Below are 16,472 nucleotides of genomic sequence, written 5' to 3' on the forward strand. Positions count from 1 at the left end.
GGCATCTTGCTCCTGAGCTTTCAACAGACCCGCATTCGATGTGATGCGTTTCATGGTTAACAGGCTAGAGCACTGCTGAACTTGGTTATTTAGCCTAGACAGTGTGCAGAAGTTATGAAGATTTAAAGGCTATTATCACGTTTGTCAGACTAGGCCCATAAAAAAAGCGCAGCCCTTGCGGAACTGCGCTTTGTGTATCGAAATATTTAGTTACTGGCGTACACCTTCCAGTGACAGGGTCAACTCAACCTCTTGCGAAGCCGGACCCAGGTCACGTTGGATGTTGAAATCCTTGAGCTTGAGCTTGGTCGAGCCTTCAAATCCGGCGCGGTAGCCACCCCACGGGTCATTGCCCTGCCCCATCAGCTTGGCCTTGATCACGACAGGCTTGGTCACGCCGTTGAGCGTCAGATTGCCTTCGATGTCAGCTGCATTATCACCTGTCGGCGTCACCTTGGTGGACTCGAAGGTTGCCGTCGGATGCGCTGATACGTTCAGGAAGTCGGCGCTGCGTAAATGCTTGTCACGTTCGGCATGGTTGGTGTCGACGCTATCGGTCTTGATCGTAACCTTCACCTTGTCTGCAGACGGATTTTTTTCGTCATAGGTGAAATTGCCATCAAAATCCTTGAATGTCCCATAGAGCCAGCTATAACCCAGGTGCTGAATACGGAACTGGATAAAGGCATGCTGCCCTTCCTTGTCGATCTTGTAATCGGCGGCCATGGCGTGGCCGGCGGTCAACAGTGCAGTTCCCAATGCCAGAGCAGCGAAGCTTTTCTTCAACATCATGATGTCTCCCTTCTGAAATAGGTCACGTCATGCCCGGCGTCGGCCGAACATGCGTAACAATGTGGCATCGCGGTCGATAAAGTGGTGCTTGAGCGCGGCAAGTACATGCAGCCCGCTCAGAATGATCAACGTCCAGGCCAACCAGAGATGAATCGCCCCAGCCCAATCAGCCTGATCACGCAACCCACTGACGGTAGCCGGCACATTGAACCAGCCAAATACGTTGATCGGTTGGCCTTCAGCCGTCGAGATGAAATAACCGGCGACCATAACGCCCAGCATGAGTGCATACAGCGCCAGATGGCCAAACGTGGCAGCCAATTGAGTCGTTCGGCTTCCTTCGATGGCAGGCGGCCGGCTGACGAAACGCCAGACGATACGCATGAGCAGAGCAATCAGCAGAATGATGCCGATGCCCTTGTGAATCTCGGGTGCTCGGTGATACCAGGGACTGTAGTAATCAAGCCCCCGCATCCACAGTCCAAGCCAAAAGAGGGCAACGATGGCGATCGCCATCACCCAATGCAGGGTTACGCTGACAAGCCCATAGCGATGCGGATCGTTACGCCAATTCATCATGAATCTCCTTGTTCATGCTGCTAGCAAGCCTAGCGATAAACGTATCGAAATGAAGCGGAAAAAGTTGCTTTAATCGATCGTTTTATTAGATAGAACAAGATGATAACTCTGGCTGAACGGAAAACGTAGGTGCTAGAGGGGTAAGGCTAGAAGACCGCCCGGCAGGACGCCAGGCGGTGAAACATGTCGTAAATCAATGCATCCAGGAGAACATGCGAGAAAAGAAGCCCTTTTTCTCGTCAGTAGCTTTAGGTGCTGCGTCAGGCGCAAGGCTGGCAGGCTTGGCATCGGTAGGCTTGGTCTCAGGCGCAGCGGATTTGCCTGCTGCGAGATCTTCGACCTGTCGAGCGGCCCGCTGACCGCTGGCCAAGGCGCCTTCCAATGTCCCCGGATGCAGCGCATCGGTATGCTCGCCAGCAAAGACGACGCGCCCCTGAGGCTGCTCCCATACACGCCAGTAACGGCTGACCTGCCCCGGGCCATAGGCCAGATAGGAACCACCTACACCTGGGTCGGTGCTGTAGCGACGCACTTCGTAGCCGGAAAATGCACCGCGAGCCTTGGGATAAAAAGCGTTCAGACGGATCAGGACTTGATCTGCCAACTGGCGATCTCCGAACGCCTGCATCACGCGGGCATTATCACCGGACAGATTGATCAGCACGTTGGCGCCACCTTTCACGGCCGGCTCGATCCACAGCATGCCCAGCCCCTGATCACTATAGATTTCGCCAGACAGACGAGATTTGCTGTCCCAGACCGGCGTCTTGAACTTCAGAAGAATCTGGTCTCTCCATCCATAGTTCGTGCCTTTGAGCGCAGCCCGCTGTGCCTCGGCCAGTTCCGGCGTCATTTGGATCGAGCTTAAGGCACGCAGGGGCACTGCCATGACCACATAATCGGCATGGTACCCCGTAGGCCCTACCTTGACGGTCACGCCATCCTTGTCCTGCGAGATAGCCGACACCTTGGAGTTGGGCTTGAGCGTCTTGATCTGCTTGACAAATGCCTGGGCCAGCACGGTACTACCACCCGGCAGACGGGCCGCACGCAGATCGGCGTCACTGATATCCCGGTAGGCGCGGGTCTGCTGAGCCAGATACAACAGCGACAGGCGCGATGGCTCATCATAGCGGCTACGGATACGCTGATTGATCAGTTTGCGCGCCAATGGCGGTAGGTTCTGCTTATCCAGCCAGCTGGCCACGTTCGTCTGATCCAGTGCGAACAGGCCTTTTCCAGCGGTCGGCTTGAGCGGATCGCTGATTGATGCCGCAAGCTCATCCAGCGCCTTGTCGACGCGCTTGAGTGCAGCGCTCACGTCCGGCATTTTTTGAGCAAGATCTTCTGGCGAATAATACTGCCCATCGATTAGATAACCCGGCGTGCGCACATAGCTAGGTGCATCGACCGTCTTGATCTTGAAGGTATCCAGATAGCTATTGAGGGCCGGCTGAGCCTTGGCATTACCGATCCACTCACTGGTCGCCAGCGCTGAACGTCCGCCAACACTGGGCTTGGCTTCAAGTAGCGTCACCTGCCAACCGGCTTTTTGCAGCTCATAGGCCGAGGCCAGACCGGCCATGCCGGCGCCGATTACGATGGCCGACCGACCATTACCTTTGGCAACAGGCTGCTCCGATTCCTTTGCGGTCGGTTTTTCCGCATGCTTTTCAACATGCTTTTCCACCTTGCCTGCAGCCAGCGCAGATACGCTGAACAACCCATAAACAGCAAGCGCTCCGAGACGCGCTACACGTACCGACATCTTTCAGACTCCTCAGCCCCAACGGCGGTGCGCAGCATACGCCAGCGAAGCGGCATCCACTAGACGCGCCTTGCTACCGTTCGGAGCATTGCATAGGCTTGCCAGCCAAATGTGTTTGGAGGATGACCTTTATGGGCCTGAATGCCGAGTGGATGCAGCGTGACCTGGATGTGTTGTGGCATCCCTGCACCCAGATGAAAGACCATGAGCGCTTGCCAGTCATCCCGATCAAATCTGGTCGTGGTGTATGGCTGGAAGACTTTGAGGGCAACCGCTATCTTGATGCGGTCAGCTCGTGGTGGGTCAATGTATTTGGTCATGCCAACCCACGTATCAACCAGCGGATCAAGGATCAGGTCGACCAACTGGAGCATGTGATTCTGGCCGGCTTCAGCCACCAGCCTGTGATTGAGTTGTCCGAACGGCTGGTGCAGCTGACCCCAGCGGGCCTTGATCGCGTCTTCTATGCCGATAACGGATCGTCCTGCATCGAAGTTGCGTTGAAAATGAGCTATCACTACTGGCTCAACAGTGGAAAGCCAGAAAAGAACAAGTTTGTCACCTTGACCAACAGCTACCATGGCGAAACGGTAGCGGCCATGTCGGTAGGCGATGTTGCGCTTTTCACCGAAACCTATAAATCGCTCTTGCTGAATACCTTCAAGGTTCCCAGCCCCGACTGTTACCTGCGCCCGGAAGGCATGGATTGGGAAACGCATTCCCGCGCCATGTTTGCCCATATGGAGCAGACCCTGGCGGAGCATCATCAGGAAGTAGCCGCTGTCATCGTCGAGCCGCTGATTCAGGGTGCCGGTGGTATGCGCATGTACCATCCGGTTTACCTGAAGCTACTGCGTGAGGCCTGTGACCGCTATGGCGTGCATCTTATCCACGACGAGATCGCCGTCGGCTTTGGCCGTACCGGAACGATGTTTGCGTGCGAGCAGGCCGGTATCCGCCCGGATTTTCTGTGCCTGTCCAAGGCTCTTACAGGCGGCTATCTGCCTCTTGCAGCCTGCCTCACTACAGATGACATCTACCAGGCGTTCTATGATGAATACGATACCCTGCGTGCGTTCCTGCATTCCCACAGCTACACAGGCAACCCGCTGGCCTGCGCCGCAGCCCTGGCAACGTTGGATATCTTTGCAGAAGACAAGGTAATAGAGGCCAATCAGGCACTGGCTGCAAGGATGCAACAGGCCACCCGGCATCTGGTGGATCATCCCAATGTCGCCGAAGTGCGCCAGACCGGAATGGCGCTCGCCATCGAGATGGTTCAGGACAAAGCCACCAAGACACCATTCCCCTGGCAGGAACGACGTGGCCTCAAGGTATTCCAGCATGGACTTACCCGGGGAGCCCTGCTTCGTCCGCTGGGTAACGTGGTCTACTTCTTGCCGCCCTACATCATCACGCCAGAAGAGATTGATTTCCTGGCCGAGGTCGCCAGTGAAGGAATCGACATAGCCACCCGTGAAACCGTACAGGCTCCAGTGAGCGGCTTTCATCCGAATCATCGCGACCCGGGTTGATTCAGCCAAACAAAAAAGCCCCGCACAAGCGGGGCTTTCTCATGAAACCACAGGGTTTACCAGAGACTGGCTTACCAGAGGTTATCGCCCAGGCCATCCAGGTAGCGCTCGACATCCAGCGCAGCCATGCAGCCAGCGCCTGCCGAGGTAATCGCTTGGCGGTAGGTGTGGTCGGCGATATCACCAGCAGCAAACACACCCTCGATGCTGGTTGCCGTAGCATTGGACTCACGGCCGCCCTTGACCACTACATAGCCATCCTTCAGCTCAAGCTGACCTTCGAACAGCGAGGAGTTTGGCGTGTGGCCAATCGCAACGAACAGGCCGGCAACCTGGATTTCATCCATGCTGCCATCGTTGTTCTTCAGGCGAACACCAGTAACGCCCATATTGTCGCCCAGCACTTCGTCTACAGCTGCGTTGAGCTTCAGCTCGATCTTGCCTTCGGCCACACGGGACTTCAGCTTGTCCTGCAGAATCTTTTCAGCGCGGAACGTATCGCGGCGGTGGATCAGCGTGACTTTGCTGGCAATGTTGGCCAGGTAAAGCGCTTCTTCCACAGCAGTGTTACCACCGCCCACTACAGCCACTTCACGATTACGGTAGAAGAAACCGTCACAGGTAGCGCAGGCCGATACGCCCTTGCCCATGAAGCTCTCTTCGCTGGTCAGGCCCAGGTAACGGGCACTGGCGCCGGTTGCGATGATCAGTGCATCACAGGTATAGGTGCCACTGTCACCCGTGAGGGTGAAAGGCTTGTTGGCCAGATCCACACCGTTGATATGGTCGAACACGATCTCGGTTTCAAAGCGCTGGGCATGCTCACGCATCCGCTCCATCAGCGCAGGCCCTGTTAGATCGTGAGGGTCGCCCGGCCAGTTGTCTACCTCGGTCGTGGTAGTCAGCTGTCCGCCCATCTGCATGCCAGTAATCAGTAACGGCTTGAGGTTGGCGCGTGCAGCATAGACTGCCGCGGTGTAACCGGCAGGGCCGGAACCGAGAATGATGACTCGAGCATGACGAACTTCAGACATGTTTGTCTCCATGCCGCGCATAGGGCGTCGGCACACGTGCTAATAATAAAAAGGGCTGTCGAAGCACCAGGGGAAGGCTTACAAAGTCGACAGCCCGCGAACCGTGCGGGATTTCCCGCTTATTGTCCAGAACCTTGTCTGGATGACAGGCCCGTATAGGACCTGCCTGCCCAATAGTTACAGATTATGAGCGTTTTCAGCCAAGTAGTTAGCAACGCCCTCTGCGTCGGCCTTCATACCTTTCTGCCCCTTGCGCCAGCCAGCCGGGCAGACTTCGCCATGCTCTTCGGTGAACTGCAGTGCCTCAACCAGACGCACCATCTCATCCACTTCCCGGCCCAGCGGCAGGTTGTTGACCACCTGGTGTTGCACGACGCCTTCCTTGTCAATCAGGAAAGACGCTCGCAACGCCACGCCATCCGAATGCTCGATGCCATAGGCGCGAACTACTTCGTGCTTGACGTCAGCCACCATGGTGAACTCGACCGGGCCAATGCCGCCTTTCTCTACTGGCGTATTACGCCAGGCGTAGTGCGTGTAGGTAGAGTCAATGGACACACCAACGACCTCTACGCCCAGCTCACGGAATTTAGCGATGCGGTTATTGTGGGCAATGATTTCCGACGGGCAAACAAAGGTGAAATCCAGCGGCCAGAAGAACAGCACAACGTATTTGCCACGCAAAGTGGACAGCTGGAAGTTCTCGACGATAGTACCGTTAGCTAAAACAGCTGGAGCTGTAAAATCCGGGGCCTGCTTGTTTACCAGAACGCTCATTAGCCTCTCCTTAACGCGATAAGGCAGCAGCCTACGCGGCTTGCCGCTTTGGATAAAATGGCGAGTTTTAATCCAAATCATAGGCATAACCTATGCGGACCCGCCTGATGTCGGACACTATGGTACGCCACAACGCACAACCCTAGAATCACGTCACGGCTGTTTACAGGTCACTATTGGCATTCGACCGTAATAAGGCTTCATTATTGCGCTCTTACTCGCTACCGGAGTTTTGAATGAGCAAGCCTTTATCCGGCCCTTTGTATTTCAGTGAAGGCCTGAAACTGATCCTGCGGCCTGGCCTGCGTCGCTTTGTCGTACTGCCCCTGTCGATCAATCTTATCCTGTTCATCGCAACGATCAGCTTTGCGCTAAGCAAGTTCAATGGCTGGGTGCATCATCTGATGCCTTCCATTCCTTCATACTTAAGCTTTCTGGATTATGTACTGGTACCGTTGCTGTACGTTTTTTTCTTCGTACTCGTCCTGTTCATGATCTATTTCACGTTCACCATGGTGGCTAACATCATTGCGGCACCTTTCAACGGCTTTCTCTCTGAGAAGGTTGAGGTCGTGGTACGCGGCCAGGACGACTTCCCGCCGTTCAGCACGGGAGAGTTAGTTGCCATGATTCCCAGAACCATGGCGCGGGAATTCAAAAAACTGCGGTACTACCTACCCCGTGCACTGGGGTTATTGGTGCTCTCGTTCATTCCAGGGCTTAATCTGATTGCTCCACCGCTTTGGCTGCTGTTTGGCGTCTGGATGATGGCGGTGCAGTACATCGACTATCCAGCGGACAACCACAAGCTGGGCTTTACCGAAATGCTGGCCTGGTTACGTAGCAAGCGGACACGCTGCCTGGGATTTGGCGGAATTACGTACCTGGCCCTTCTGGTCCCGGTCGTGAACGTTCTGTTCATGCCTGCAGCAGTGGCCGGCGCGACGCTGTTCTGGGTCAGAGAGGGTGGCGCAAAGGCATTGCCTGCAGCGGGGGAGCCTCGGTAACTGCGCGGCTCGCCCCGCCGCCTTTGCGCTAGGGAAGCGCTTTCTCGATGGCCTGAACCAGATTGGGATCATCTGGCGCAGTTCGTGGGCTGAAACGAGCCAGAACCCGGCCATCGGGACCTACCAGGAATTTCTCGAAATTCCAGGTGATCTCTCCGGGAAACTCCGCACCTTCACCAGCCAACTGCCGGTACAGGGTATGACGTGTCGGGCCGTTTACCTCGATCTTGCTCGACAGGGGAAACGAAACGCCATAGTTCGTGCTACAGAATTGTTGAATATCCGCATCGCTTCCAGGCTCCTGGCCTGCGAATTGATTGCATGGAATGCCCAGGATGACCAACCCGCGGTCGCGGTAGGTCTGATACAGCGATTCCAGGCCCGCATATTGCGGGGTCAATCCGCATTTGGATGCCACATTAACCACCAACACCACCTTGCCTTTGTAAGGTGCCAGGGGGAGATCCTTCCCATCCAGCCCTTGCAAGGTGAGATCGTGGAACGCACTCATGATGTGCTCCTTGTGAATACAGTAGGCGTAAAAAAAGCGTCCGACCGGGCTGTTCCCTTTCGGACGCTCTCGCTTGGACATTCTAGTGTGGGTTCGTTCCCGCCACACCAGGATTTCCGTCGCGTTTTAGTGCTGATGACCACCTTCACCGTGTACGTGACCGTGAGCGACTTCTTCAGAAGAGGCATCACGCACGTTCACAACCTTGACCTTGAAGTTCAGGCGCTGGCCAGCCAGCGGGTGGTTGCCGTCAACGGTCACGTCATCGCCATCGATGTCGCGCACGGTAACGATCTGCATGCCGCCGTCTGGACCGGAAGCGTGGAATTGCATGCCCACTTCCAGCTCGTCCACACCTTCGAACATGCTGCGGTTCAGGGTAGCGACCAGCTCAGGGCTGTACTCGCCATACGCATCTTCAGGCTCGACGGCAACGTTGAGTTCATCGCCAGCCTGCTTGCCTTCGAGCGAACGCTCAAGGCCCGGAATGATGTTGCCTGCACCGTGCAGGTATACCAGCGGGGCGCCGCCAGCGGAACTGTCGATAACCTCACCGGCGTCGTTGGTCAGGGTATAGTCGATGGAGACCGCTTTGTTGGCCGCAATCTGCATGGTAAAAACCTTTGAATAAGATGAATGAAAGGTCAAGTGTACGCGGCAATCGCCCCGATTGCGACCCACCGCCATCAAAGCAGACGAGTGTCATTCTGGATTTTTATCAGGATGAAGAGGGTCATTGGGTAGTTTTATTGAGTTGTGGACACAGCCAGCACCTCCGCCACGACCCGCCCTGGCAAACCCGTGCCTGGGTAAACGACGAGGCGCAGCGCTTGAAGCATATCGGACAATCATTTCCATGCGGCTGGTGCGCCAAAAGCTGAATGGCATGAGGTCAATCCGGTTTAATCCTGCCGTGAGCGCTTATGAAGCATGTTTCCCGACGCTGGCTTGTTTTATGATTTGCCGCCTTTTTGCTGTTGGGAACGCTTGATGCTTCATTATCTACCTAGCCTGGTCCGTGGTCTTGTGGGCGGCCTGCTCCTAGCGGCCAACACCCTGTTCTGGTGCTGGCCACTGTTTGCCGTAACGCTACTCAAGCTGTGCCTGCCCTTCCCGACTGCACAACGGCTGTCCAGACGCCTCATGAATGCCATCCACGAGGCCTGGATCAGTGGCAATCATCTCTGGATTCGCCTGACGGGTCGCATCCACTGGGACGTCCGCGGGCTCGCCAGCCTCGATTACAAACACTCCTATCTGGTGACCAGTAACCATCAGAGCTGGGTTGATATCTTTGCGCTCCAGTACCTGATGAATCGCCATATCCGTCCGCTCAAGTTCTTCCTCAAACAAGAGCTTATCTGGGTGCCTGTCATTGGATTGTGCTGGTGGGCACTCGACTTTCCCTTCATGAAGCGCTACTCGAAAGCGTATCTGGCCCGCCATCCTGAAAAGCGTGGCAAGGACCTTGAGACTACACGTCGGGCCTGCGCGCGCTTTCGCGATACGGCGGTGGGAATCTTCAATTTTCTGGAAGGAACCCGTTTCACCCAAGCCAAACATGACGCCCAGCGCGCGCCGTATCGTCACTTGTTGAGCCCGCGTGCGGGCGGTATCGCCTTTGTGCTGGATGCGATGGGAGAGCAGCTGCATTCGCTGGTCAACGTTACCATCCACTATCCCAACGGAACGCCGAGCCTTTGGGATCTGCTCTCCGGCCGGATTGCAGCCATTGTCGTGCGTGTCGAAGAGATTGCCATCCCCGCAGCTTTTCTGGGCAAGAGCTACGACCTGGACAGCGAATACCGCGCAGCCTTCCAGGCCTGGGTTAACCAGCTTTGGACAGCCAAGGATGAACTGCTGGAGCGGCTACATCAGGAGTATCCGCCCAAGCATTACCTTCATGCAGGCAAGCGATAGTCTTCCTGCGTCATTAGGTCGATCCCGCATTCCAGGGTTTCGATCCAGTCCAGAAACGCCTTGATCACGGGCGGCGACGCAAAGGGCCGCCCGTGCTGAGGCACAATCATGGCAACATTCATTTCCCTGACCATGCCTGCCCATAGCCGGCAGGCCTTGTTGCAGGCCATGTAGCGTCGATGAAAGCACTCCATGCTGGGCATGTGAGCCTCGAAATTCTCGACCGGTGCCGCGTCATCCACGAGTGAGGCGCCCATATCGCCCGAAAAGAGAATTCGACTGACAGAATCGTATAGCTGGAAATTACCGACTGAATGCAGAAAGTGGGCGGGAACGGCCATGAGGGCGCATTGGCCCAGCCGGAAAGATTGGCCCCGATCAGGCAAGGGTATGATTCGCTCAAAGACCGACAGGTTGTGACTAATGGACAGATAACCGGCCGTCAAATGAGGCAGAAAGCGTGCCCACAGCTTCGAGCAGATGACCTGAGCCCGCGTATGCAGCAGCCATTTGTCCAGCGCCGCGATAATGTCGGGGTCCTGGTGCGATGCAAAGATATAGGTCAGATCCTGCAGCGGAATATGCCTGGACAGCTCCAGCGACAGCGGCGTATAGGTCAGATCACCGCCGGGATCGAATAGTAGATATTCATCATGATCGATGATGAGAAACTGGTTGGATTGCACTCCGTCTCCTGTAACCAGGCTATCGAAGCACAAACATTTATGGGAGCCGTTATCAAACAGCACAATGGGATCGCGGCGCATAGGGACCTCGTGTAATAGCGCGGTGACTCTATGCGCACAAGCCGTTGCGCATGTTGACCTGAATCAATAGCGATCCCGCTGCGCCTGACGAACGAACGCCAGCAGTTCGGGATAAAAGTCAAAGAAGTCCTGCTCAAGCAACGCATAACGCGCTTCTACTTCCGCAAAGGCGCCCTCAAGGAGTACAGGCCGGGACAGTCGACTCGCCATACCATTGATGACCTGTTCGATGATCCTGAATTCCTGATAACTGCCTAGCCAGTCCTGAGCTGCCATACGCGGCGCGATCCTCGCCAGCCGTGGCGGCAAATCAGGCTCCGACAGCAGAATACGATAGAACCGCGCAATAAAAGCCTCTAATGGCTGGTCGGCGTAAGCAGCCCAATGCCGGCTGAGGCAGTGATCGAAAAAGACATCGACCAGGATACCGCTGACGCGCCGGCGCGCCTCGGGAAAGCGTGCACGGGCACGATCGATCAAGGGATGGCTGTCGGTAAAGGCATCAATACGGCGATGCAGGCGGATAGCCTGTTCGATAGCCAAGGGCCAGCGATTATCGAGAGGACCTTTGACGAAGTCACCGTAAAGACTTCCCAGCAGCTGTTCACGATCTGAACCGCCAAGATGAAGATGAGCGAGATAATTCATGCCTGTCAGCTTACTACCTTGCCCCTGCGCCAGGGGCTTCTGCTAGGCTGGCAGTTCCGGCCAATAATCATAAGGACACCCCATGAGCCTAGCCCGTCGTGCCGCCTTTCTGGATTATGCCTCATTGGACCTGGGAGATCTGGATCCAGCTCCGTTGAAGGCAGCCTTCAGCGAATTCCACGTCTATCCGGCCACCGCGCCCGACGAGATTATCGAGCGCCTGCAGGCCGTGGAGGTGGCTATCGTGAACAAGGTCAGCCTGACCGCTGACTGCCTTTCTGCATGCCCATCGCTCAAGCTGGTACTGGTCAGCGCCACCGGCACCAATAATGTGGATCTGGACGCAGCACGCCAATATGGGATAACCGTCTGCAATTGTCAGGGGTACGGCACGCCTTCCGTTGCACAGCACACGTTCGCGCTCCTGCTGGCCCTGGCCACGCGACTGCCGGATTATCAGCGCGATGTTCAGGCCGGACGCTGGCAGGAAGCCAAGCAGTTCTGCCTGCTCGACTATCCCATCATGGAGTTGGAAGGCAAGACGCTTGGCATCCTGGGTCACGGTGAGCTTGGCGGTGCAGTTGCTCGCCTGGCGGAAGCATTTGGCATGCGTATCCTGCTGGGTCAGTTGCCTGGACGGCCAGTGCGCGAAGGCTACATACCGCTGGAAGCGCTACTGCCCCAGGTAGACGCGTTGAGCCTGCATTGCCCCCTTACCGACGCCACGCGCAACCTGATCGATGCTCCGCAACTGGCTGCCATGAAGCCCACCGCTTTTCTGATCAATACGGCTCGAGGCGGTATCGTGAACGAACAGGCATTGGCCGACTGCCTGCGGAGCGGTCATCTGGGAGGCGCCGCCACGGACGTCCTCACCCAGGAGCCGCCAAAAGGCGGAAATCCCCTGCTCGCCCACGACATTCCCAGGCTTATCGTGACGCCTCATAATGCATGGGGAAGCCGGGAGGCTCGCCAGCGGATCATCGGTCAGCTGACCGATAACGCAACCGCCTTTTTTGCGGGCGCGCCGACTCGCACGGTCTGCTAAGCTTCGCGCTTTTTTTACCGAGGACGCCCATGGATCCACGCAGCGAAGTCCTGCTCCGTCAGCCCGAGCATTTTCAAGGCCGAACCTTGCTGGCAGGATTACCTGCAGATGATCTATTGAGCCACCTCCCGGAGGCACATGGCTGGACCTGGCATGCAGGCGATGAGGCCTATTTCCAGGCTCGCTTTCCCGGGAGAGTCGACTTCGGAACCTCTACACCTGCTCAGCCATACGATACCGCCGTACTGTTCCTGCCCAAGTCCAGAGAGCTGACGGATTACCTGCTCAGCGTCTTGGCGGCCATGGTCCCTCAAGGGGCACTGTATGTGGTAGGCGAAAAGCGGGGTGGAATCGAGCGGGCTGCCAAACAGCTGGCTCTGCTGGGCGCCGCCAGCAAGCTGGACAATGCTCGGCACTGTCAGTTGTGGAAGGTCTCACATCCTGAGGCAGCCCCCGTCATGCTGCATGAGCGGGCCGAGCGCTTCGAGCTGGATGTTGCCGGTTCAATGCTTCATGTAGTCAGCCTGCCAGGTGTGTTCAGCCACGGGCGGCTCGACAAGGGGAGCGCCCTTCTGCTCGAACACCTCGATAATCTACCTGCTGGTGCGCTGCTGGATTTCGGATGCGGCGCAGGTGTAGTAGGTGCATCGCTCAAACAGCGCTATCCCCACAATGACCTTCATATGCTCGACGTGGACGCATTTGCGGTAGAGAGTAGCCGCCTGACCTTGGCTGCCAACAGGCTGGACGGCACCGTATTGGCTGGCGACGGTATCGCTGCGGCGCCCATTGGGCTGGCCGCCATTATCAGCAACCCGCCGTTTCACCAGGGCGTACACACTCATTATCAAGCCAGCGAGACCCTGCTACGCGAAGCCGTCCATCACCTGCGCCCAGGCGGCGAGCTACGTATTGTGGCCAACAGCTTTCTCAGGTATCCCCCACTGATCGAGCAATATCTGGGGCCCTGCAAGGTGTTGGCAGAGCGTGACGGCTTTCGTATCTACCAGGCCTTCCGCTGCTGATAGAGACAGCGTATCGCTCTTTTGAATTGCACCTGCCTGGATGTTTGGGCAGAATGCGCGCCGTCCTAGGGGAGTAGTCTCTGGCCATCAGCGCCAGGCGTCCGTCAACATACTTGGTCCTCGACCATGGCGTTCGCGACCTGCGGGTTTGACAAGACCTATGACATGCAGCCTTTACCCGGGGTGGGAAGGCATGCATGTCATTTGTCTAATTAATGCCCACCCCTTTTGGAAACCTGATGGAATCCCTGTTAGTCCCTACGCTGGTCGTCGCCCTTGCAGAAATAGGCGACAAGACTCAGCTGCTTGCTCTGTTGCTGGCTGCCCGATTTCGTAAGCCCTGGCCTATCATCATGGGAATGGTGGCTTCGACGCTGGCCAACCACTTTGTTGCCGGCGCCGTTGGCAGCTGGGTCAGCCGCTTCTTCAGCGAGACGGCCCTGAGTTGGATTCTGGCGATTTCATTTGTAGCCGTCGCCCTCTGGACGCTGATCCCGGACAAGCTGGACGAAGATGAGGCATCAGGCCTTAAAAAGAGCTCTGGACCTTTCCTGACAACGCTGGTGGCGTTCTTCCTGGCGGAAATGGGAGACAAGACACAAGTCGCCACGGTGATGCTGGCAGCCCAATACCCTCATTTCATTCTGGTCGTCATGGGCACGACACTGGGTATGCTTGTGGCCAACGTACCCGTTGTACTCGCAGGCAACTTTGCCGCTGACCGGCTGCCATTGGTGTTGATCCGCCGACTCGCCTCTACGGCATTCGGCATCCTGGCTCTCGCGGCGGCTTATCACGCGCTTGAACTAAGCGGTGCGTTCTAATTATTCCTTTCTGAGCATAAAAAAGCCCCGGCTATCAGCAGCCGGGGCTTCTGGTTCTCGATAGCCGACCTGTCACGACTTACGGCTGGCCTCATAGAACGGCATGACCTTGGGAATGGCAGCCTCCAGATTGCTCATCCGCTTGTCATCGGACGGGTGGGTGCTGAGTATCTCTGGTGACTGGTTACCATTACTCAGCTTGGCCATCTTCTGCCAGAGCGTCACGGCGGCATTGGGGTTATAGCCCGAGCGCGCGGCCAGTTCGAGCCCGATGAGATCTGCCTCGTTCTCGTTGGAACGGCTGAACGGCAAAGTCAGACTAACCTGGGTAACCTGATCCGCCACCTGCATACCACCCTGACCAATACCCAGCAGCGCCCCGCCGATATTCTGACCCATCTCGATGGCATAGGCGCGGGACATCTGCTCGCGGCTGTGTTCACGCAGTGCATGGGCAATCTCATGCCCGATCACAGCGGCCAGCTCATCGTCCGTAGGCTTCAGTTGATCAAGCAGGCCGGTATAAACAAAGATTTTTCCACCCGGGCCGCAGTTGGCATTCACTTCATCATTCTGGAGCACGTTGACCTGCCAATCCCAGTTGGCCGCATCCGCCCGCAGCGCAGACGTATGAGCAATCAACTGCTTGGCTATTGCCTGTACTCGCTTGCCCTGAGCCGTATCGTTGGCCAGCTTGCCGGCGTTTTTCGCCTCGGTAACCGTCTTCTGGTACGACTGCGAGTACATCTGGTTGACCTGATCAGCCGACAACATGCTGAACATATACTGCTTACGCTCAACCCCAACAGCATTTCCGCTAGTGGTATTCACCGCCTGACATGCGCTGAGCAGTACTGAAAGCGAAAGACCGACGATGGGTAAAACACGACGCATGACACTCTCCTGATTGCGCGACTGCGCAGATGGTAGGTCGCGCCGCCAGTCTCGACAACTCCTACCGACCAAGCGACGAGTGACACGGCTAGCAGTTCGGCATTGCCAGCCCAACGCCTAAAGCGGCGTCAGGCATTCCGGCCCGTCTACCGAGGGATCATTCACAATACCGGCAAGCACTCTCTCACGCAGCGGCATTGAGGGCTTCAGCAGGATCTCATTCAGGACGCGCGGCTCTGTCGTGGATGACAGCCAAGCGTCCCGTTCGGCCTCGGCCAGCACCAGCGGGCGACGGAGTCCTCCAGCGGGCTGAGTCAGCATGGCCACACTCAAATAGACCTGCCCCATGACCGGATAGGCCTCCCAGATGCCTGCAAAGAAAGCCAGCGGCTCGCCATTGATCATCCAGAAGGCCCGCTTGCGCGAAGTCCCTCGCCATTCATAAAACCCATTGGCCAGTAACAGGCAGCGGCGCTGGGCAAATGCTTCGCGAAACATAGGCTGATCCGCTACCGTTTCCGCCCGGGCATGGGTGGGCGTGCGCGAGAGATCCGTGAACCAGGCGGGCGTCAGGCCCCAACGGCCACTGTCGACACGACACTCGCCCTCATGGTGCCGCATGAATAGCACCTGGGCATGGGGAGAGATGTTCCAGCGCGGCTGATAGTCCGCTGGAAAACCGGTCATCCGAGTTACCTCGGGAGGCCAGCGAAACAAGGCGTAGCGTCCAGACATACACAACCAGGCAAGAAAACAAACAGAGCGATTCGGTTCGCCTTTTCAGGCAAAGCCGACTACCGCTTCAGCACAATAACACGGCCGGCCCGCTGTCCGGGTCCTCATAAGGCAATGGCTGAGCAGCGTTGTAATCGGCAATCAGCTCGCGGGCGCGCGGAGCATCTGCGTCATGCACGGCAATTCCCAGAAGCCCAATAGCAGGCAACTCGCCAATGGCGCCTATCAAATGGCGTCCCGCCAAATGCGCGTCAATACCCTCACTGTCCAGCATGGCCAGTAGCATTTCTGCCTCCAGGAGATCCCGCGGCTCATAGATCCTGAGCATCATTCATCCTCTCGCCGACTTTCGAGAGACCATGTCATACCCTCTGTGTGTAAGATAAAAAAGATAGGTCTGCAACAGACGGGGCAATCCTCATAGTACGACTGATCGCCACCCGACAGGTCTACCACCGCCTCGGCAGGTTCTCCGCAGTAAGGACACTCATACGGTTGGCTTTCCAGCATAATGGGCTCCTAATAGGCTCCGGCACCGTGTTTTTGCGATGATTGGAATCGCCAGGGGCGACATTAACGCCGTATTCGGCTTGCATCTCTCGCTGCGC

At 56.7% G+C, this 16,472-nt stretch carries 19 protein-coding genes, 1 pseudogene and 1 riboswitch; of the genes and pseudogenes, 7 read left to right on the forward strand and 13 right to left on the reverse strand.

The features are described from left to right. Positions 1 to 210: 210 nt before the first annotated feature. The 3 genes from JQR90_RS15630 to JQR90_RS15640 all read right to left on the reverse strand — a co-directional run bounded on the left by JQR90_RS15630 (position 211) and on the right by JQR90_RS15640 (position 3,139). A complete protein-coding gene (locus JQR90_RS15630) occupies positions 211 to 789 on the reverse strand; it encodes a YceI family protein (protein ID WP_026003820.1) in 579 nt (192 codons plus the stop codon). 30 nt (positions 790 to 819) lie between these two features. Continuing rightward, positions 820 to 1,368, reverse strand: coding sequence for a cytochrome b (locus JQR90_RS15635; protein ID WP_010795581.1), 549 nt, complete (start codon positions 1,366 to 1,368; stop codon positions 820 to 822). Between the two features lie 196 nt (positions 1,369 to 1,564). Further along, positions 1,565 to 3,139 carry a flavin monoamine oxidase family protein gene (locus JQR90_RS15640; protein WP_010795582.1) on the reverse strand — a complete coding sequence of 525 codons (1,575 nt, stop codon included), beginning with the start codon at positions 3,137 to 3,139 and terminating at the stop codon, positions 1,565 to 1,567. 131 nt (positions 3,140 to 3,270) lie between these two features. Between JQR90_RS15640 and JQR90_RS15645 the strand changes: the two genes are divergently transcribed. Next, positions 3,271 to 4,674, forward strand: a complete 1,404-nt coding sequence (locus tag JQR90_RS15645; protein WP_010795583.1) for an adenosylmethionine--8-amino-7-oxononanoate transaminase — start codon at positions 3,271 to 3,273, stop codon at positions 4,672 to 4,674. Positions 4,675 to 4,745: 71 nt separating this feature from the next. Here JQR90_RS15645 and trxB read toward each other — a convergent pair whose 3' ends face one another. Then, the gene (trxB, locus tag JQR90_RS15650) at positions 4,746 to 5,708 is read right to left on the reverse strand and encodes a thioredoxin-disulfide reductase (protein ID WP_010795584.1); all 963 of its coding nucleotides are present in this window, start codon (positions 5,706 to 5,708) and stop codon (positions 4,746 to 4,748) included. Positions 5,709 to 5,885: 177 nt separating this feature from the next. Next, positions 5,886 to 6,485 (reverse strand): peroxiredoxin, encoded by a 600-nt coding sequence (locus JQR90_RS15655; RefSeq protein ID WP_010795585.1) that lies wholly within the window; start codon positions 6,483 to 6,485, stop codon positions 5,886 to 5,888. Positions 6,486 to 6,721: 236 nt separating this feature from the next. On the opposite strand from JQR90_RS15655, the gene cysZ reads away from it, so the two are divergent. Further along, positions 6,722 to 7,492: a sulfate transporter CysZ gene (gene cysZ / locus JQR90_RS15660; RefSeq protein WP_010795586.1), complete on the forward strand. Its 771-nt coding sequence runs from the start codon at positions 6,722 to 6,724 to the stop codon at positions 7,490 to 7,492. Between the two features lie 28 nt (positions 7,493 to 7,520). Here the strand turns inward: cysZ and JQR90_RS15665 are convergent, their stop codons facing one another. After that, positions 7,521 to 8,003, reverse strand: coding sequence for a glutathione peroxidase (locus JQR90_RS15665; RefSeq protein ID WP_010795587.1), 483 nt, complete (start codon positions 8,001 to 8,003; stop codon positions 7,521 to 7,523). A 126-nt stretch (positions 8,004 to 8,129) separates the two neighbouring features. Continuing rightward, positions 8,130 to 8,615 (reverse strand): FKBP-type peptidyl-prolyl cis-trans isomerase, encoded by a 486-nt coding sequence (locus JQR90_RS15670; RefSeq protein WP_010795588.1) that lies wholly within the window; start codon positions 8,613 to 8,615, stop codon positions 8,130 to 8,132. On the opposite strand from JQR90_RS15670, the pseudogene JQR90_RS15675 reads away from it, so the two are divergent. Then, a pseudogene (locus JQR90_RS15675) lies at positions 8,584 to 8,884 on the forward strand (DUF3565 domain-containing protein). The gene JQR90_RS15670 and the pseudogene JQR90_RS15675 overlap by 32 nt on opposite strands. Positions 8,885 to 8,993: 109 nt before the next feature. Continuing rightward, entirely contained in the window at positions 8,994 to 9,923 is a 930-nt protein-coding gene (locus JQR90_RS15680) for an acyltransferase (RefSeq protein ID WP_010795589.1), read from the forward strand. On the opposite strand, the gene JQR90_RS15685 is transcribed toward JQR90_RS15680, so the two are convergent. Both JQR90_RS15685 and JQR90_RS15690 read right to left on the reverse strand, forming a co-directional pair. Continuing rightward, positions 9,905 to 10,690 carry an MBL fold metallo-hydrolase gene (locus JQR90_RS15685; protein ID WP_434140108.1) on the reverse strand — a complete coding sequence of 262 codons (786 nt, stop codon included), beginning with the start codon at positions 10,688 to 10,690 and terminating at the stop codon, positions 9,905 to 9,907. The genes JQR90_RS15680 and JQR90_RS15685 overlap by 19 nt on opposite strands. 63 nt (positions 10,691 to 10,753) lie before the next feature. Continuing rightward, on the reverse strand, positions 10,754 to 11,338 hold the full coding sequence (locus JQR90_RS15690) for an ACP phosphodiesterase (RefSeq protein WP_239382609.1): 585 nt from the start codon (positions 11,336 to 11,338) through the stop codon (positions 10,754 to 10,756). 82 nt (positions 11,339 to 11,420) lie between these two features. Between JQR90_RS15690 and JQR90_RS15695 the strand changes: the two genes are divergently transcribed. From JQR90_RS15695 to JQR90_RS15705, 3 genes are all read left to right on the forward strand, one after another. Beyond that, positions 11,421 to 12,386, forward strand: coding sequence for a 2-hydroxyacid dehydrogenase (locus JQR90_RS15695; RefSeq protein WP_239382607.1), 966 nt, complete (start codon positions 11,421 to 11,423; stop codon positions 12,384 to 12,386). A 29-nt stretch (positions 12,387 to 12,415) separates the two neighbouring features. Then, positions 12,416 to 13,411, forward strand: coding sequence for a methyltransferase (locus JQR90_RS15700; RefSeq protein ID WP_434140109.1), 996 nt, complete (start codon positions 12,416 to 12,418; stop codon positions 13,409 to 13,411). A gap of 56 nt (positions 13,412 to 13,467) precedes the next feature. Beyond that, positions 13,468 to 13,634: riboswitch (yybP-ykoY riboswitch) on the forward strand. 16 nt (positions 13,635 to 13,650) lie between these two features. Then, positions 13,651 to 14,235, forward strand: a complete 585-nt coding sequence (locus tag JQR90_RS15705; protein WP_239382603.1) for a TMEM165/GDT1 family protein — start codon at positions 13,651 to 13,653, stop codon at positions 14,233 to 14,235. Between the two features lie 72 nt (positions 14,236 to 14,307). Here the strand turns inward: JQR90_RS15705 and JQR90_RS15710 are convergent, their stop codons facing one another. From JQR90_RS15710 to JQR90_RS15725, 4 genes are all read right to left on the reverse strand, one after another. Further along, a complete protein-coding gene (locus JQR90_RS15710) occupies positions 14,308 to 15,129 on the reverse strand; it encodes a M48 family metallopeptidase (protein WP_010795595.1) in 822 nt (273 codons plus the stop codon). Between the two features lie 117 nt (positions 15,130 to 15,246). Then, a complete protein-coding gene (locus JQR90_RS15715) occupies positions 15,247 to 15,864 on the reverse strand; it encodes an SOS response-associated peptidase (RefSeq protein ID WP_434140110.1) in 618 nt (205 codons plus the stop codon). 67 nt (positions 15,865 to 15,931) lie between these two features. Then, entirely contained in the window at positions 15,932 to 16,192 is a 261-nt protein-coding gene (locus JQR90_RS15720; RefSeq protein WP_010795597.1) for a DUF2007 domain-containing protein, read from the reverse strand. After that, complete coding sequence (locus JQR90_RS15725; RefSeq protein WP_010795598.1) at positions 16,192 to 16,374, reverse strand: CPXCG motif-containing cysteine-rich protein; 183 nt, start codon at positions 16,372 to 16,374, stop codon at positions 16,192 to 16,194. The genes JQR90_RS15720 and JQR90_RS15725 overlap by 1 nt, the downstream gene beginning before the upstream one ends. Positions 16,375 to 16,472 lie beyond the last annotated feature (98 nt).

This window comes from Pseudomonas sp. JZ114, assembly GCF_051027705.1.
Classification (GTDB): domain Bacteria; phylum Pseudomonadota; class Gammaproteobacteria; order Pseudomonadales; family Pseudomonadaceae; genus Chryseomonas; species Chryseomonas luteola.

Coding starts and splice junctions, on each gene's coding strand:
- JQR90_RS15710 (WP_010795595.1), bottom strand. CDS start 15,129: ATGCGTCGTGTTTTACCCATCGTCGGTCTTTCGCTTTCAGTACTGCTC.
- cysZ (WP_010795586.1), top strand. CDS start 6,722: ATGAGCAAGCCTTTATCCGGCCCTTTGTATTTCAGTGAAGGCCTGAAA.
- JQR90_RS15715 (WP_434140110.1), bottom strand. CDS start 15,864: ATGTCTGGACGCTACGCCTTGTTTCGCTGGCCTCCCGAGGTAACTCGG.
- JQR90_RS15665 (WP_010795587.1), bottom strand. CDS start 8,003: ATGAGTGCGTTCCACGATCTCACCTTGCAAGGGCTGGATGGGAAGGAT.
- JQR90_RS15685 (WP_434140108.1), bottom strand. CDS start 10,690: ATGCGCCGCGATCCCATTGTGCTGTTTGATAACGGCTCCCATAAATGT.
- JQR90_RS15700 (WP_434140109.1), top strand. CDS start 12,416: ATGGATCCACGCAGCGAAGTCCTGCTCCGTCAGCCCGAGCATTTTCAA.
- JQR90_RS15635 (WP_010795581.1), bottom strand. CDS start 1,368: ATGAATTGGCGTAACGATCCGCATCGCTATGGGCTTGTCAGCGTAACC.
- JQR90_RS15655 (WP_010795585.1), bottom strand. CDS start 6,485: ATGAGCGTTCTGGTAAACAAGCAGGCCCCGGATTTTACAGCTCCAGCT.
- JQR90_RS15640 (WP_010795582.1), bottom strand. CDS start 3,139: ATGTCGGTACGTGTAGCGCGTCTCGGAGCGCTTGCTGTTTATGGGTTG.
- JQR90_RS15695 (WP_239382607.1), top strand. CDS start 11,421: ATGAGCCTAGCCCGTCGTGCCGCCTTTCTGGATTATGCCTCATTGGAC.
- JQR90_RS15725 (WP_010795598.1), bottom strand. CDS start 16,374: ATGCTGGAAAGCCAACCGTATGAGTGTCCTTACTGCGGAGAACCTGCC.
- JQR90_RS15720 (WP_010795597.1), bottom strand. CDS start 16,192: ATGCTCAGGATCTATGAGCCGCGGGATCTCCTGGAGGCAGAAATGCTA.
- JQR90_RS15680 (WP_010795589.1), top strand. CDS start 8,994: ATGCTTCATTATCTACCTAGCCTGGTCCGTGGTCTTGTGGGCGGCCTG.
- JQR90_RS15670 (WP_010795588.1), bottom strand. CDS start 8,615: ATGCAGATTGCGGCCAACAAAGCGGTCTCCATCGACTATACCCTGACC.
- JQR90_RS15645 (WP_010795583.1), top strand. CDS start 3,271: ATGGGCCTGAATGCCGAGTGGATGCAGCGTGACCTGGATGTGTTGTGG.
- JQR90_RS15690 (WP_239382609.1), bottom strand. CDS start 11,338: ATGAATTATCTCGCTCATCTTCATCTTGGCGGTTCAGATCGTGAACAG.
- trxB (WP_010795584.1), bottom strand. CDS start 5,708: ATGTCTGAAGTTCGTCATGCTCGAGTCATCATTCTCGGTTCCGGCCCT.
- JQR90_RS15630 (WP_026003820.1), bottom strand. CDS start 789: ATGTTGAAGAAAAGCTTCGCTGCTCTGGCATTGGGAACTGCACTGTTG.
- JQR90_RS15705 (WP_239382603.1), top strand. CDS start 13,651: ATGGAATCCCTGTTAGTCCCTACGCTGGTCGTCGCCCTTGCAGAAATA.